The 16,704-nt window shown below is 72.5% G+C and carries 3 protein-coding genes and 1 pseudogene; 1 reads left to right on the forward strand and 3 read right to left on the reverse strand.

Going from position 1 to position 16,704, the window contains the following annotated elements:
• Nucleotides 1–44: 44 nt before the first annotated feature.
• From CPH93_RS34965 to CPH93_RS34975, 3 genes and pseudogenes are all read right to left on the reverse strand, one after another.
• A complete protein-coding gene (locus CPH93_RS34965) occupies nt 45–4,964 on the reverse strand; it encodes a type I polyketide synthase (protein ID WP_096215181.1) in 4,920 nt (1,639 codons plus the stop codon).
• 68 nt (nt 4,965–5,032) lie between these two features.
• Entirely contained in the window at nt 5,033–10,612 is a 5,580-nt protein-coding gene (locus CPH93_RS34970) for a type I polyketide synthase (protein WP_231977093.1), read from the reverse strand.
• A gap of 42 nt (nt 10,613–10,654) precedes the next feature.
• Nucleotides 10,655–15,607 (reverse strand): annotated as a pseudogene (locus CPH93_RS34975) (type I polyketide synthase); the annotation flags it as partial.
• Nucleotides 15,608–15,837: 230 nt separating this feature from the next.
• Between CPH93_RS34975 and CPH93_RS34985 the strand changes: the two are divergent.
• Nucleotides 15,838–16,605 (forward strand): thioesterase II family protein, encoded by a 768-nt coding sequence (locus CPH93_RS34985; protein WP_096215184.1) that lies wholly within the window; start codon nt 15,838–15,840, stop codon nt 16,603–16,605.
• The last annotated feature ends 99 nt before the right edge of the window (nt 16,606–16,704 follow it).

Genomic DNA, 16,704 nt, shown 5'->3' on the forward strand with positions numbered 1-16,704 from the left:
GTGCCTGTTCGGGACATACGGATGTCGGGCCGGGAGGCGGCTCGTCAGGAGATACCGAACTCGCGGCCGAGGGCGTCGAGCAGTTCGTTGTCGGAGGCGTCGGCGAGACCCGCGTCCGCGGCGTCCTCGTCGGCGGCCGGCTGGGCGGCGGACGGCCCGGTCTCCTTCCAGCGGGCGAGGATGCTCGACAGGCGCATGGTGATCCGGGCCCGGCCGACCGATCCCGCCTCGAAGCCGGCGAGTGCCGCTTCCAGACGGTCGAGTTCGTTCCCGACATGCACCGCCGGGTCGCTGTCGGCACCCTCCGGCAGCAGGAGTCCGAGCAGGAAGGCGGCGGCCTCGGCGGGTGTCGGGTGGTCGAAAGCGAGGGTCACCGGAGTCCTGAGCCCCGTTTTGCCGTCCAGCCGCTTGCGCAGGCCGACCGAGGCCAGGGAGTCGAGTCCGAGGTCCCGGAAGGCGCGGTGGGGTTCGATGCGCTCCGGGTCGCTCCACCCCAGCTGCGCCGCCGCCTCGGTGCGCACGAGATCGGTCATCGCCGTCAGCCGTTCCGCCGCTCCCAGCGCCAGCATCTGGCGGCGGAAGACCTCTGCCGGTACGGACTCCGCCCGCGGCCCCGCCTCACCACGCAGGGCAGCCTGCCGCACCTCCTCCAGGCCCTCGATCAGCGGGCGGGGCCTGGCCGCGGTGTAGGTGGCGGCGAACGGCTCCCAGTCGACCTCGGCCACGGTCACGGCCACATCGTCGTTCGCGAGGGCGAGGTGGAGTGCGGCGATGCCGTCCTGCGGGCTCAGCGGGACGAGGCCGATGCGACGCAGCAGCGGGGCCGTTTCGGCGTCCACCATGCCACCGTCGCCCCAGAACCCCCAGGCGACCGAGGTGCCGGCCGCGGCGCGGGCGCGGCGTTGCTCGACGAGGGCGTCCAGATAGGCGTTGCCGGCGGCGTAGGCGCCGCTGCGGGAGCTGCCCCAGACCGCGGAGATCGACGAGAACACGACGAACGCGTCCAGCTCGGTGTCGCCGAGGAGCTCGTCGAGCACCCGGGCCCCGTCGATCTTGGCCGAGACGACCTCGTGGAACTCGTCGGCCGTCATGTCCTCCAGCGGGGTGCTCTGCGGGACACCGGCGGCGTGGAACACCGAGCGCAGCGGCCCGAACTCCTCGGTGACGCCGCTCAGAACCCGCGTCATGGCGGCGTGGTCGGCAACGTCGGCGGCGAGGATCCGGAACGGCGTGCCCGTGGCTGCCAGTTCGGCCGCGAGCTCCGCCGCGCCGGGGGCGTCCGGGCCACGGCGGGAGACCAGGACCAGCGAGCAGCCGCCCTGCTCGGCGAGCCAGCGGGCCACCGCCCCTCCGATGGCCCCCGTCCCGCCCGTGATGAGCACCGTGCCGGACGGCTTCCACTCGCCCGGGGACTCGGCGGTGGCGGCGTGGGCGAGCCGCCGGGCCCAGACGCCGTTCGACCGGACGGCGAGCTGGTCCTCCTCGTCGGCGGTCGCCAGCACTCCGGCGAGCAGTCCGGCCGTCCGGTCGTCCAGCGAGCCGGGCAGGTCCACCAGTCCGCCCCAGCGGTCCGGCCGTTCCAGCGCGACGACCCGGCCGAGCCCCCACAGGGCCGCACCGTGGGGATCGGCCGGCGGGTCGGACGGGCCGGTGCTGACCGCGCCCGTCGTCAGACACCACAGGGGGGCGGTGACGTCCCGGTCGCCGAGGGCTTGGACGAGTACGAGCAGTCGTTCGGCGTCCCGGCCGACGTAGGCCACGGCGTCGAACGGGCCCGCCCCGCCGAGCCGTTCGACGAGTGCGGCACGGTCCGCGCCGCCCGCGGACAGCACCTCGGCCGCCTCGAACAGCCGCTCCACCTCCTTGGTCCGGTCGTCGTCGCCGACCAGCAGCCAACGGCCCGGGACCTGGGCCGCGGACGGCGGTTCGGGGACGGCCTGCCAGGCGATCCGGTAGCGCAAGGAGTCCAGGCGCGACCGGCGCCGCCCCTCGCGCCGCCAGCGGGCGAGCGCGGGCACGACCTCGGCCAGGCCGGCGTCCGTGCCGATGTCGTCGGTCAGCTGCGCCAGGTCCTCGCGCTCCACGGCGTCCCAGAACCGGGCGTCGGTCTCCGTCACGGCGGCGACGGTGTCCGTGGCGGTGAGCCAGTAGTGCTCGTGCTGGAAGGCGTACGTCGGCAACGGCACCCGCGCGCCCGGCTCCAGGACGCGGGTCCAGTCCACCGGGAGGCCGTGGACGTAACCCTCCGCCAAGGAGAGCAGCATCTGCTCCGGGCCGCCCGCGTCGCGGCGCAGCGAGCCGAGGACCGTGCCGTCGGACCCGGCGGCCTTGAGGGTCTGGTGCGTGCCGACCGTCAACTGCGGGTGCGGGCTGGCCTCGACGAAGAAGCCGAACCCGTCGGCCAGCATCGCCTCGGTGATGTCCAGGAACCGTACGGGCTCCCGCAGGTTCCGGTACCAGTACTCCGGGTCCAGCTCCCGGCCCGTGAGCCGGGTGCCGGTGACCGTCGAGTAGAAGGGCACGGCCGCTTCGCGCGGTGCGATGCCCTGGAGGGCGGCGACGAGTTCGTCGCGCACCGACTCGATCTCGGCCGAGTGCGCGGCGATGCCCGCGACATCGACGCGCCGGGACCACACCCGGTCGGTCTGGCAGCCTTCCTGGAAATCGCGCAACGCCCCGGCCTCGCCCGAGACGACGACCGAATCCGCCCCGTTGACCGCGGCGATGGACAGCTTTCCGTGCCACGGCCCGATCCGGTCCGTGGCGGCCTGGACGGAGAGCCCGACCGCCAGGGCACCACCGCGGCCGGCGACCTTGATCAGGAGCCTGGACCGGGTGACCACGATCCGTGCGGCGTCGGCCAGCGACAGCGCGCCCGAAATGTACGCGGCAGCGATCTCCCCCTGGGAGTGGCCGACGACGCCGTGGACGTCGATGCCGTAGGAACGCCAGAGTTTCGCCAGCGAGACCATGACCGCGAACAGCGCGGGCTGCAGGACGTCCACCTCGTCGAGGCGCTGTGCGTCGGCGCCTGTCACGACGCCGATCAGCGACCAGTCGACCATCTCGTCGATCACCCGGGCGCACTCGTGCAGCGACTCGGCGAACACCGGGGAGGACGCGAGCAGTTCGCGGGCCATGCCCGGCCACTGCGAGCCCTGGCCGGGGAACATCAGCGCCACCTTCCGGCCCGCCGTCACCGTGCCGGTGGCGACGTTCCGCGGCAGGTCGAGTCCGTCCGCCAGGCACCGCAGGTCGGCCAGCAGAGCCGTACGGTCCGGGGCCACCACCGCGGCCCGGTGGTGCAGGTGCGTGCGGGTCGTGGCGAGCGACCAGGCGACGTCGGCCGGCTCCGCGTCGGGCGTGGCCAGCAGGTGCCGGTGGAGTCTGGCCGCCTGTGCGGCGAGACCGGCGGACGTCCTGGCCGACAGGACGACGGGGACGGGCCCCGGCGACGCGGGCGGTGCACTGCCTCCCGCTTCGGTGCCGGTGCCGGGCTCGGCAGGGCGGGCGTCGTATTCGAGGATGACGTGCGCGTTGGTGCCGCTCACACCGAACGCGGACACCGCGGCCCGGCGGGGCCGGTCGACCTCCGGCCAGGCCAGCGCCTCGCGGAGCAGTTCGACATGGCCGGCCGACCAGTCGACCTGGGTGGTCGGCCGGTCCACGTGCAGGGTTTTGGGCATGACCCCGTTCCGCAGCGCGAGGACGGTCTTGATGACCCCGGCGATGCCGGCGGCGGCCTGGGTGTGGCCGATGTTGGACTTCAGCGAGCCGAGCCGCAGCGGGCGCTCCGCGCCGCGGCCCTGGCCGTACGTCGCGAGCAGTGCCTGCGCCTCGATCGGGTCGCCGAGCGGGGTGCCGGTGCCGTGCGCCTCCACCATGTCCACCTGGTCGGCGGCGACCCTGGCGGCGGTGAGCGCGGCCTCGATCACCCGCTGCTGCGACGGGCCGTTCGGCGCCGTCAGGCCGTTCGACGCCCCGTCCTGGTTGAGGGCCGAGCCCCGGACGACGGCCAGTACCTGGTGGCCGTTGCGGCGGGCCGCGGAAAGCCGCTCGACGACGAGCACACCACACCCCTCCGACCAGCTGGTGCCGTCCGCGTCGGCCGAGAACGCCTTGCAACGGCCGTCCCGGGCCAGCGCCCGCTGCTTGCTGAACTCGGTGAAGACCATCGGGGTGGCGATCACGGCCGCCCCGGCGACCAGGGCGAGGTCGCACTCGTCCCGGCGCAGCGACTCACCGGCCAGATGGAGGGCGACCAGCCCCGCCGAGCACGCGGTGTCCACGGTCATCGCCGGTCCTTCGAGACCGAAGAGGTAGGAGATCCGTCCCGAGGCGACGGCCGGCGCACCGCCCGTCACGACGTGGCCCTCCGCGTCGGCGGGGACCTCCGCGGACTGGGGTCCGTAGCCGAAGGGCGACAGCCCGACGTACACGCCGGTGGTGCTGCCCCGTAGCGAGGTCGGCGGGATTCCCGCGTGTTCGAGGGCCTCCCAGGAGGTTTCGAGCAGCAGCCGGTGCTGTGGGTCCATCGCCCGGGCCTCGCGCGGTGAGACCCCGAAGAACTCGGCGTCGAATCCGGCGGCGTCGTGCAGAATCCCGCTCTCCATGACGTAGCTCTTGCCGGGGCGGTCCGGGTCGGGATCGTAAAGGGTGTCCAGCGGCCAGCCCCGGTCGGCGGGCAGCGGGCCGATGGCGTCGACCTCGGCGGTGACCAGCTCCCACAGGTCCTGGGGCGACTGCACGCCCCCCGGGAAACGGCACCCCATGCCGACGATCGCGAGGGGTTCGGCGGCCTGTTCACGCTCGGTCCGCAGGCGCTGCTTGGTCTGCCGCAGATCGGCGGTCACGCGCTTGAGGTAGTCGCGGTACTTCTCCTCGGTCGATTGCGGGGACCCGGAGGACCCGGCGGACTCGCGGGATGGACCGGGTGCCTCGGACGCGGTGGGATCGGTGGACACGGGTGGACTCCTTGTGTTTTCGGTGGGAGGCCGGAGGGCGGCCGGGCTCGAAGGGCGCGGAGCCGGGCTCACGCCAGGCCCAGCTCCCGATCGGCGAGCGCGAAGATGTCGTCGTCCGTCTCCGCCGGGTCCGCGGCGTCCTCCGTACCCTGTGCCGCGCCGTCGTCGAGCCGCCACAGCAGGGAGCGCAGCCGGGCGGTGACCTGGCTGCGTTCCGGGTCCCCCACGTCATGGGTGGTGAGCAGTGCCGTGAGGTGGTCGACGGCCTCGGCCACCGGGGACTTGCTCTCCTGCGACCCCATGCGGGTGAGCAGGTGGTGGGCGAGCGCCGACGGCGAGGGCAGATCGAACAGCAGGGTGGCCGGGAGCTGGAGACCGGTGGCGGCGGCGAGGCGGTTGCGCAGCTCCACCGCGGTGAGGGAGTCGAGCCCGAGGTCCTTGAACGGCTGCTCGTCGTCGATCGCCCCGCCCTGATGGTGGCCCAGCACGGCTGCCACGTTCTCGCGTACGACGTCCAGCAGCATCCGGCGGCGCTCGTCCTCCGGCAGCTCCGACAGACTCGTCCGTAGCGCGGCCCCGGATACCGTGCCGCTCTTCGCCGCGCGCGCCGGACCCGTGGGTGTGCGGACCACGTCGGCGAGCACCGACGGCAACGCTCCCGCGGTGGCACGGGCCTTGAGCGCGGCCAGGTCGAGACGGACGGGCAGGACCACCGGGCCGTATTCCCCGCCGATCGCCGCGTCGAACAACGCCAGCCCCTCGGCGGGGGACATCGTGACCAGCCCGGAGCGGTTCAGGCGGCCGACGTGCGTGGTGCCGATCTCGGCGGCCATGCCGGTGGTGTCGCTCCACAGCCCCCAGCCCAGCGAGAGCCCGGGAAGTCCCTCGGCGCGGCGGCGATGGGCGAGCGCGTCCAGGAAGGCGTTCGCGGCGGCGTAGTTGCCCTGGCCCGGACCGCCCAAGGTGCCTCCGACGGAGGAGTAGAGCACGAACGCGGCCAGATCCAGGTGACGGGTCAGCCGGTCCAAAACGACGGCGGCGTCGGCCTTCGGACGCAGTACCGTGTTCAGCCGCTCCGGTGTCAGATCCTCGACGAGACCGTCGTCCAGGACGCCGGCCGTGTGGATCACCGCGGTGAGCGGATGGCCGGCGGGGAGCGAGCCGATGAGCTCCTCGACGGCGGCGGAGTCGGCCATGTCGCACGCGGTGACCGTCACCTGCGCTCCCAGCTCGGTCAGTTCGGCGGCGAGGGCAGCGGCTCCGGGCGCCTGCGGACCACGTCGGCTGGTCAGCAGCAGATGCCGGACGCCGTGCTCGACCACGAGATGACGGGCCAGCAGACTGCCCAGTCCTCCCGTACCGCCGGTGACCAGCACGGTTCCCCTGCTGTCGAAGGGGGCGGGCCGCTGGGCGGCGGCGCGGGCCGGGGTCAGGCGGGGCACGTGGGCGACACCACGGCGCATGGCCACCTGCGGTTCCTCGTGGGCGAGTACACCGGGCAGCACGGACCAGGACGCCGGATCCTCGTCGATGTCGGCCACGAGGACCCGCCCCGGATGCTCGTTCTGCACGGTCCGGACGAGCCCCCAGGCGAGACTGCCCCATGCGTCGCCGAGGGGATGGTGGCCGGCGTCGGGCGTGACCGCGCCCCGGGTGAGCAGGACGAGTCGGGAAGCCTCGAAACGCGTATCCCGCAACCATGTGCGCACGAGGCCGAGGACGGTCGCGGCGTAGTCGTGCGCCCGCTCGACGAGGTCGGCGGAGCCTTCCGGCGGGCCGCCGGGGGAGTGGGGGAGGAAGCAGGGGACGAGGACCGCTTCGGGCGCGGGCGCGTCAGTGGCGTCGAGGGCGGCGGCGAGCGCCGGGAGACTCGTGTAGCGGCTCAGCTCGACGCCCTTGACCTCGTACCCGTCGGACTCGGCGGCCGCGATCAGTGCCCAGGTCCGCGCCGCGGAGCCGTCCGCGCCCTCGGGCAGCTCCTTCGCGGGCCACTCCACCGTGTACAGAGAGGTGGCGTCGGAGCCGGGGGCCCGCAACTGCTCCTGGGACACCGGACGGAGGGCGAGTTCACCGACGGTCGCCACGGGCCGGCCCGTACCGTCGGCCAGCTCCAGGCTGACGCTGCTCGGCCCCGTGGCCCGGACCCGTACGCGCAGCGCGTCGGCCCCCGAGGCGTGCAGCCGTACCCCGCTCCAGGAGAACGGCAGGTGCGCCTGGCCCGTGTGCAGGATCGCGCCGGGCAGGGCGAGGGAATGCAGGGCGGCGTCCAGTAGCGCGGGGTGCAGCGTGAACCGCTCCACGTCGGACAGGAGGGGAAGGCCGATGTCGGCGTAGAAGTCCTCGCCGAGCCGCCAGGCGGCCCGCAGTCCCCGGAACGACGGTCCGTAGTCGACGCCTCCCTCGGTAAGGCGGAGGTAGAGGTCGTCGACAGGGACGGGGACGGCCCCGGCCGGCGGCCAGGCTTGCGAAGAAGTGGCCGGCTCCTCCTGCGGACCGGTGGCGAGCAGCCCGGTGGCGTGGCACGTCCACGCAGCGTGCGGGTCGCCGTCCTGCGGCCGCGAGTGGATCGTGATCGCGCGCTGCCCGGAGTCCTGGGCCGCGCCGAGAAGGACCTGCACGGAGCGGGCTCCCTGTTCGGGGAGGACCAGCGGGCTCTCCAGCGTGAGCTCCTCGACCCGGTTGCAGCCCGCGTGCTCGGCGGCGGTCAGGGCCATGTCCAGCAGCCCCGCGCCGGGCACCAGCACCACGCCCAGCACGGCGTGGTCGGCGAGCCAGGCGTGGTCCCGCAGCGACAGGCTGCCGGTGAGGACGACCCCCTCCGTGCCCGGTAGCTCGGTCTCCGCCGGCAGGAGCGGATGGCCGATGCCGGTCAGGCCGGTGCCCGCGACATCGGTCTCCGCCACGCCGTCCAGCCAGTGGCGCTCCCGCTGGAAGGCGTAGGTGGGCAGGTCCGGCGATTCGACCGGGGTGGTCGCGGCGGTCCAGCGGACGGGGATGCCACGGGCGTGCAGCCGGGCCAGCGCCGTCAGGAACGTGGACGTCTCGTCGTGCTTGCGGCTGAGGGTGGTCACGAAAGCGGCCGTGTCCTGGTCGAGGATCTCGCCGCCGAGCGCCGTGAGTGCGGCGTCCGGGCCCAGTTCGACCACGGTGTCCACCTGCTCGCGGGCCAACGCCCGTACTCCGTCGGCGAACCGGACCGTGGCGCGGATGTGGTCCGCCCAATAGGCGGGGTCCGCGAGCCGGTCGTCGCCGGCCACGTCCCCGGTCACGTTGGAGACGACGGGGATCGTCGCCGGCCGGAAGGTGACCGACGCCGCGATCCGGGCGAACTCCTCCAGAACCGGATCCATGAGCGGGGAGTGGAACGCGTGGCTCACGTCGAGGTACCGGGTGCGGCGGCCACGCCCGGCGAACTCCTTCTCCAGCGTGCGCACGACCTCGGTGCGGCCCGAGACCACCACCGACTCGGGCCCGTTCACCGCGGCCACCGCCAAGCCACCGGCCTTCTCCGACAGCTCGGCGACCAACGGCAGCACCTCGTCCTCCGACGCCTGGACCGCGAGCATCCGTCCGTCCCCGGGCAGGGACTGCATCAGCCGCCCACGGGCCGCCACCAGCCGTGCCGCGTCCTGAAGGGAGAGCACCCCGGCCGCGTGAGCAGCGGACAGCTCGCCCACTGAATGCCCGATCAGCAGATCCGGGTGGACGCCGACCGACTGCATCAGACGAAACAGCGCCGTCTCCACGGCGAACAGGGCCGGCTGTGCGTAGGCCGTCGTCTTCAGCGCCTCGGCACCGGCGGGATCGTCAGCGAAGACCACCGACGCCAACGGGCGCTCCAGGTGCGGGTCCAGTGCCGCGCACGCCTCGTCGAACGCCTCGGCGTACGCGGGAAAGGTCTCGTACAGGCCGCGTCCCATGCCTGGGCGCTGGGCTCCCTGCCCGGTGAACGCGAAGGCGAGACCGCCCCCGGCCGCCGTCTCCAGGCGTACGCCCGGCGCCGGCCGGTCCTCGCTCAGGGCCGACAGCCCGCTCACCATGTCGTCGAGGCCGGCGCCGGTGATCACCGCAGTGTGCTCGAACACCGACCGCCGCGTGGCCAGGGCCAGGCCCACCTGCTCCGGCGCCACCTCCGGGTGTCCCGCGGCCCAGTCCCGCAATCGGGCCGCCTGAGCCCGCAGCGCCTGCCTGCCCCGCCCGGACACCACCCACGGCATGCCCGGGAGGCGGGGTGCCGGGGCAGCCGCATCGTCGGGAGTCTCTTGCGGGGCTTCTTCGAGGATGAGGTGGGCGTTGGTGCCGCTGATCCCGAAGGCGGACACGCCGGCCCGGCGCGGCCGGTCCGCACGCGGCCAGTGCCGCCGCTGTGTCAGCAACCGCACCTCACCCGCCGACCAGTCCACCTCCGGCGTCGGCGCATCCACATGCAGCGTCTGCGGCAACACCCCGTGCCGCAACGCCATCACCATCTTGATCACGCCACCGACACCCGCGGCAGCCTGCGCATGCCCGAGGTTCGACTTCAACGACCCCAGCCACACAGGCCGATCGGCGGACCGGCCCTGGCCATACGTCGCCAACAACGCCTGCGCCTCGATCGGATCACCCAGCCGCGTCCCTGTCCCGTGCGCCTCCACCGCATCGACCTCATCGGCCGTCAGCCGGGCCGCGGTCAGTGCCCGCCGGATCACCCGTTGCTGCGACGGTCCGTTCGGCGCCGTCAGGCCGTTCGAGGCGCCGTCCTGGTTGACCGCCGACCCGCGGACGACGGCGAGCACCTGGTGCCCGTGACGCCGCGCGTCCGACAGCCTCTCCAGCACCAGCACACCCACGCCCTCCGACCAGCCGGTGCCGTCCGCGTCCGCCGCGAAGGACCGGCACCTGCCGTCCGGGGACAGGCCGCGCTGGCGGCTGAACTCCACGAACATCACAGGGGTGTTGATGACCGTCGCCCCTCCTGCCAGGGCCAGCGAGCACTCTTTGGCGCGCAGTGCCTGGACAGCGATATGCAGCGCCACCAGCGAGGACGAGCAGGCCGTGTCCACGCTGACGGCGGGGCCTTCGAGCCCGAGGGTGTAGGCGAGCCGACCGGACACCACCGAGATGGCGTTACCGGTGCCGACGAATCCCTCGGCCTCCTGCCGGGACTTCTGGAGGTGGATGATGTGGTCCTGCATGCCCGTACCGATATAGACACCGGTGTCGCTCCCGCCGAGCGACGTCGGGGGTATTCCGGCGCGCTCCAACGCCTCCCAGCCCGTCTCCAGGACCAGCCGCTGCTGCGGGTCCATCGCGGCAGCTTCCCGCGGTGAAATCCCGAAGAACCCCGCGTCGAAATGGGTAGCGGTGTCGACGAACCCACCGCCGCGGGCGTACGTGGTACCGGGTGCCGTCGGATCGGGGTCGTAGAGGGTGTCAAGGTTCCAGGAACGGTCGGTGGGGAGATCTCCGATGACGTCGCGTCCCTCGGCGACCAACTGCCACAGATCCTCCGGCGAGAACACGCCGCCCGGGTATCGGCACCCCATCCCGACGATCGCGACCGGCTCGCGCGACGCCTCCTCCGCCGTCTGAAGCCGCACCCGGGTGTCGTGCAGGTCCGCGGTCACGCGCTTCAAGTAGTCCAGCAATTGTTCTTCGGATCGCATTTCCTGCTCATCTCTGGAATATGGGCCGACGACGGTTCCTGGCTACGAGATGCCGAGCTCTCGGTCGATGAAGGCGAGGACCTCGGCCCGGTCGGCGTCCGCCAGCGTCTGTGCGACGTCTCCGGCGTCGCTCGACGGGCCGACGTCCCACCGGGAGGCCAGCGAGCGCAGTCGGGTCGCGACGAGGTTCCGTTCAGCTTCGTCCAGGTCGGCGGAGCCGAGCGCGGAGCCGAGGCGTTCGATCTCGGTGAAGAGTGAGGACGACGTGTGCGCCCCGTCACCGAGGATGGTCCGGCTCAGATGGCCGGCGACCGCCTCCGGTGTCGGATGGTCGAAGACCAGCGTGGCCGGCAGCGCGACTCCGGCCACGGCCTGCAGTCCGTTGCGCAGTTCGAGGGCGGTGAGGGAATCGATACCGAGTTCCTTGAACTGCTGCCGCGGGGACACGGCGTCGGGCCCGGGATACCCGAGCGTGCCGGCCACCTGGGCACGGACCGTCGTGAGCAGGAGCCGGTCCCGCTCCGCGCCGGTGAGGCCCGGCAGGCGTTCGGCCAGCGTGGGGCCGGCCCCGCCGCCGGGGGTGCCATCGCGCCCGCCGGTCGCGCCGGCGTCCGCCTGCGAGGGCGGGGACAGTTCCCGCAGCAGGGGGCTCGGCCGGGAGGCGGTGAACGAGGGCAGGAACCGCCGCCAGTCGACATCGACGAGTGCCACGTTCGCGGGGCCGTCGGGGCCGTCGGACAGCAGCGCGGACAGCCCCAGGACGGCCAGCCGGGGTTCCATGGCGGTCAGGCCGCGCCGCAGCAGGCGCTCCTCGATGCCCTCGTCCACGAGACCGCCTCCGGTCCACGGCCCCCAGGCGATCGAGGTGGCGGGCAGTCCGTCGGCCCGACGCCGCTGGGCCAGGGCGTCGAGGTGCGCGTTGGCGGCGGCGTAACCGGCCTGGCCGCTGCTGCCCACGGTGGCGGCGAAGCCGGAGAACAGCACGAACGCCGACAGTTCGGTGTCGCGGGTGAGTTCGTCCAGCAGACGGGCCCCCTCGGTCTTCGGCGCCAGGACGGTTTCCAGGCGTGCGGTGTCCAGGTCGGCGGTCATGCCGTCGTCGAGTACTCCGGCCGCGTGGAAGACCGCCGTCAGCGGATGCCGGTCCGGAATGCCGTCGAGCAGTTCTTGTACGGCCCGGCGGTCGGCGACATCGCAGGCGGCGACGGTCACGGTGGCGCCCGACGCCTCCAGATCGGCGCTGAGTTCGGCCACGCCGGGTGCGTCGGCCCCGCGTCGGCTGGTCAGCAGCAGATGGCCGGCTCCCCGGGCGGCGGCCCAGCGGGCGACGTGGGCGCCCAGAGCGCCGGTACCGCCGGTGATGAGGACGGTTCCCGCCGGCCGCCAGGGGGCGGTCCGAGCGGCCGGGCGATCGCCGCCGTCCGGGACGAGTCGGCGTCCGAGGATGCCGACCGGGCGCAGCGCCAGTTGGTCCTCGTCCGCGCCGCCCAGGGCCGCGCACAGCTGGGTTCGTACGTGCGGGTCGAGGGTGCTCGGCAGGTCGACGAGTCCGCCCCAGCGGTCGGGGTGTTCCAGCGCGACCACCCTGCCCAGGCCCCAGATCTGGGCCTGTTCGACAGCACCGGGCCGGTCGCCGGTACCGGTCGTGACCGCGCCCTGCGTCAGGCACCACAGGGGTGCCGTGATCCCGGCGGCGCCGAGCGCCCGGACGAGGGCGAGGGTCGCCGCCGTGCCCCGGGGCACCGAGGGACACGCGGTGTCGCGCCGCCCGTCGAAGGCCAGCAGGGACACCACTGCGACCGGCTCCGGCCCGCCGCCCGCGCAGGCCTGCTTCAGGTGCTCGGTGACCGCCGCGGTGTCGGTGTCCGTCGTGTCGACCAGGACGTCGACGACCGGGCAACCCGCCTCCAGCAGGCTCTCCCGCACCCATTCCGTGGTGGCGTCGGACTCCGTGCCGCCCGGGTGGACCAGCAGCCACCTGCCGTGCGGCCCAGTGGGGGATACGTCGAGCGGCCGCCACCGCTCGACGTACCGCCAGCCGTCCACTCTCGCCTGTTCGAGCCCGTGGCGGTGCCAGGAGGCCAGCTCCGGGAGGACGTCCTTGAGCGGGGTCTCGTCGTGGAACCGTACGTCCGGACCGAGGCTGCCCAGGTCCCCCTTCTCCACGGCCTCCCAGAAGTGGGAGTCCACCGTCCCCTGGCCGACGGTCGCGGGGGCACCCGCCCCCGGTCCACGGCTGCCGTTCGCCGCGGCCGCCGGACGGGGCCAGTAGCGCTCGCGCTGAAAGGCGTACGTCGGCAGGTCGACGTGCGCAGCGCCGGCCAGGTCCGGCAGCGCCGCCCAGTCGACGGTGACGCCGCTGACGTATGCCTTGGCCAGGGAGGTGAGGAAGGCCCGCCGGTCGCCCGTATTGCGTCGCAGGGTGCTGAGAACGGCTGCCTCCCCGCTCTCTCCCTCCACGATCTCGGACAGCGCCACCTGCAGCACCGGGTGGGGGCTGATCTCGATATAGACCTTGCTCCCGGTGGCGGCGAGCCGCTGGATGACCGGCCCGAACTCGACGGTCCGGCGCGTGTTGCGGTACCAGTACGCGGCGTCCGGGACCGTTTCCGTCTCCGGTGACTCCCCGGAGACCGTCGACAGGAAGGCGATGCGCGCCGGCGTCGGCGCCACGTCCGCCAGGTCCGTCAGCAGCCGCTCTTCGAGGGCTTCGACGGCGGGGTAGTGGGAGGCACAGTCGGTGGCGACGCGCCGGGCACGTACGCCCCGCTCGGCACAGACCGCCAGCAGCTCGTCCACCGCCTCGTTGTCGCCGGAGACCACGCTGATGGACGGGCTGTTGACCCCGGCGACGAACAGCCGGTCCGGCCAGGCGGCGATCAACTCCTCGACCTGCGCCCGCCCGAGAGGAACGGACACCATGCCGCTGCGTCCGGACAGTTCCAGCAGGGCCCGGCTGCGCAGCACCGCCACCTTGGCCGCGTCGGCGAGCGACAGCGTGCCGGCCGTGTAGGCGGCCGCGATCTCGCCCAGGGAACTGCCCACCACGGCCGACGGCTCGACGCCCAGGGAACGCCACAGGTCGGCGAGGGCGACCGTGACCGAGAACAGCACCGGCTGGATCACATCGACCCGGTCCAGGCCCGGTGCCCCCTCAGCCTCGCGCAGGACGTCCAGCAGGGACCAGTCGACGTGGTCGGCAAGGGCGTCGGCGCAGGAGTGCAGGGTCTCGGCGAAGACCGGGAACTCCTCCATCAGCTCCAGGGCCATGCCTGCCCACTGGCCTCCTTGACCGGGGAAGACGAAGACCACTTCTCGGCCGCCGACGGCGGAACCGATGACCGTCCGTGCGTCCGGAACGCCCTGGACGACACTGTCCAGCCCGTCCAGCAGTTCGGCCCGGTCCGTGCCGAGGACGACGGCCCGTTGGTCGAACGTGCTCCGGGTCGTCACCAGCGAGCCGGCGACCTGGGCGGGTATGAGCTCGGGGTGGTCGGTCAGGTGGCTGTGCAGCCTGCGGGCCTGCTCCCGGACGGCGGCGGCGGTACGGGCCGAGAGGACCAACGGCAGCGTCGCGCCGCCGCCGGTGTCCGCGCGGTCCCCGGCAGCGTCGTGTGGAGCAGCTTCCGGCGCTTCTTCGAGGATGAGGTGGGCGTTGGTGCCGCTGACCCCGAAGGAGGACACGCCGGCCCGGCGCGGCCGGCCCGCACGCGGCCAGTCCCGCCGCTGTGTCAGCAACCGCACCTCACCCGCCGACCAGTCCACCTCCGGCGTCGGCTCATCCACGTGCAGCGTCTGCGGCAACACCCCGTGCCGCAACGCCATCACCATCTTGATCACGCCACCGACACCCGCGGCAGCCTGCGCATGCCCGATGTTCGACTTCAACGACCCCAGCCACAAAGGCCGATCGGCAGGCCGGCCCTGGCCATACGTCGCCAACAACGCCTGCGCCTCGATCGGATCACCCAGCCGTGTCCCCGTCGCATGGCCCTCCACCGCGTCGATCTCATCGGCCGTCAGCCGGGCGTCGCGCAGGGCCTGCCAGATGACACGCTCCTGGGAAGGCCCGTTCGGGGCGGACAGGCCGTTGGAGGCCCCGTCCTGGTTCACCGCCGATCCACGTATCAACGCGAGCACGGGATGGCCGTTGCGTTCGGCGTCGGACAGCCGCTCCAGCACGACCATGCCGACGCCCTCGGCCCACGCGGTGCCGTCCGCGGCGGCGGCGAAGGACTTGGCCCGGCCGTCGGGGGCAAGGTTGCGCTGCCTGCAGAACTCGGTGAACGTCGTGGGCATCGACATCACCGTCACCCCGCCGGCAAGGGCCAGCGAGCATTCCCGACTGCGCAGCGACCGGGCCGCCATGTGCATGGTCACGAGCGACGAGGAACAGGCCGTGTCGACGGTCACGGCCGGGCCGACCAGACCGAGGGTGTAGGACAGCCGACCGGAGACCACGCTGCCGGTGTTGCCAGTCGTCAGGAAACCCTCGAAATCCTCGATGGACTCGTGCAGTCGGACGGCGTAGTCCTGGTTCATGGCCCCGGCGAAGACGCCGACGTCGCTGCCGCGCAAGGTTTGTGGAGAAATCCGGGCCCTTTCCAAGGATTCCCAGGCGACTTCCAGCAGCAGTCGCTGCTGCGGATCGATTGTCACGGCTTCGCGCGGAGATATCCCGAAGAACGCGGCATCGAACCATCCGGCGTCGTAGAGAAATCCGCCATCGCGCACATACGACGGTACTTTTCCGTCCGGTGCCTCGCTGAAAAGCGCGTCCAGATCCCAGCCCCGGTCCACGGGAAACGGACCGCTGGCCACCCTCCCTGACGACACCAACTCCCAGAGCGCTTCAGGGGAGTCCACATGACCGGGGAAACGGCAGCTCATTCCCACGATGGCAATGGGCTCGCCGTTCCTCTCCTCTTCCACCTGAAGCCGTCGCCGTGTATCGCGCAGGTCCCGCGTGACCTTCCGGAGCGCGGTCACCAGCTGGTCCGACCGACCTTCACCTGTCATGACCATCCGTTCTCTCCACTGACGCTGCGGGTTCCGCTAGAAGGGTTCACCGGTCCGCAGCGGCAGGACAATCCCCTAACCACCCCCTATGGCCCCCGACTTGAATAGCCCCGCGAGGCGGGGGGTTGAATCGACCGTGGGCGACTGCGATTCTCTGAATACTTCAACGCAGGGCGCAAGTTCACCACAGCGGAAGGGGAAATGAGTTGAGTTCAGAAGTCACCGAGTCGGACCGATGGATCCGCAGCTATCTACCGGGTCCCGCCGAGGCGCTCCCTCTCGTCCATTTTCCCCATGCAGGTGGTTCCGCCAGCTATTACCGGCCCTTCTGCGCCTCCCTGTCGGACCGATTCAATGCGCTCGCCCTGCAGTATCCGGGGCGTCAAGACCGGCGCGATGAGCCTTGTGTGACCGATCTGCACGTCCTGGCGGACCTCCTGTTCGACCGGCTGCGACAATTCGCGGACCGCCCGATGGCGTTCTTCGGCCACAGCATGGGGGCACTCTTGGCATTCGAGGTGACACGGAGGTTCGAGCGGGAACTCCACACCTCACCGGTGGCGCTCTTCCTGTCCGGGCGCCGCGCTCCGTCCCGCCATCGGGACGAGAACGTCGACCTGAGCAGCAGGGAGAGCCTGCTCGCCGAGATCCGGGAGCTGAGTGGCACAGATCCCCGGCTGCTGGGAGACGACGAGATGCTTGAGATGATCTTGGAGCCGCTGCGCGCCGACTACCAAGCCCTGGGCGCTTACCGCTTCGCGCCGGAACCGCCCGTCCGCTGCCCGGTCACCGTTCTGACCGGCGCCGACGACCCCCGTACCTCCCCGGATGAGGCAGCCGCCTGGCAGGAGCACACCACGGGCGCCTTCGCACTGCGGGTGTTCCCCGGTGGTCACTTCTTCCTCAGCGAGAACGTCGCCGATGTCACCGGCTTCGTCGCCGAGCGGCTCTCCGCTGTCCCACTGCCTGGTTGAGAGGCCCACCCAGGCCCGGGGAAGACCGCGATGTGACGCGTCCTTTGCCGGTGGCCGGTGCGCTGCCCTTGTCCCCCTGCTGCGGTGGACCGGCACCGC

This window comes from Streptomyces sp. 2323.1 (genome assembly GCF_900221035.1).
In the GTDB taxonomy this organism is placed as follows: Bacteria; Actinomycetota; Actinomycetes; order Streptomycetales; family Streptomycetaceae; genus Streptomyces; species Streptomyces sioyaensis.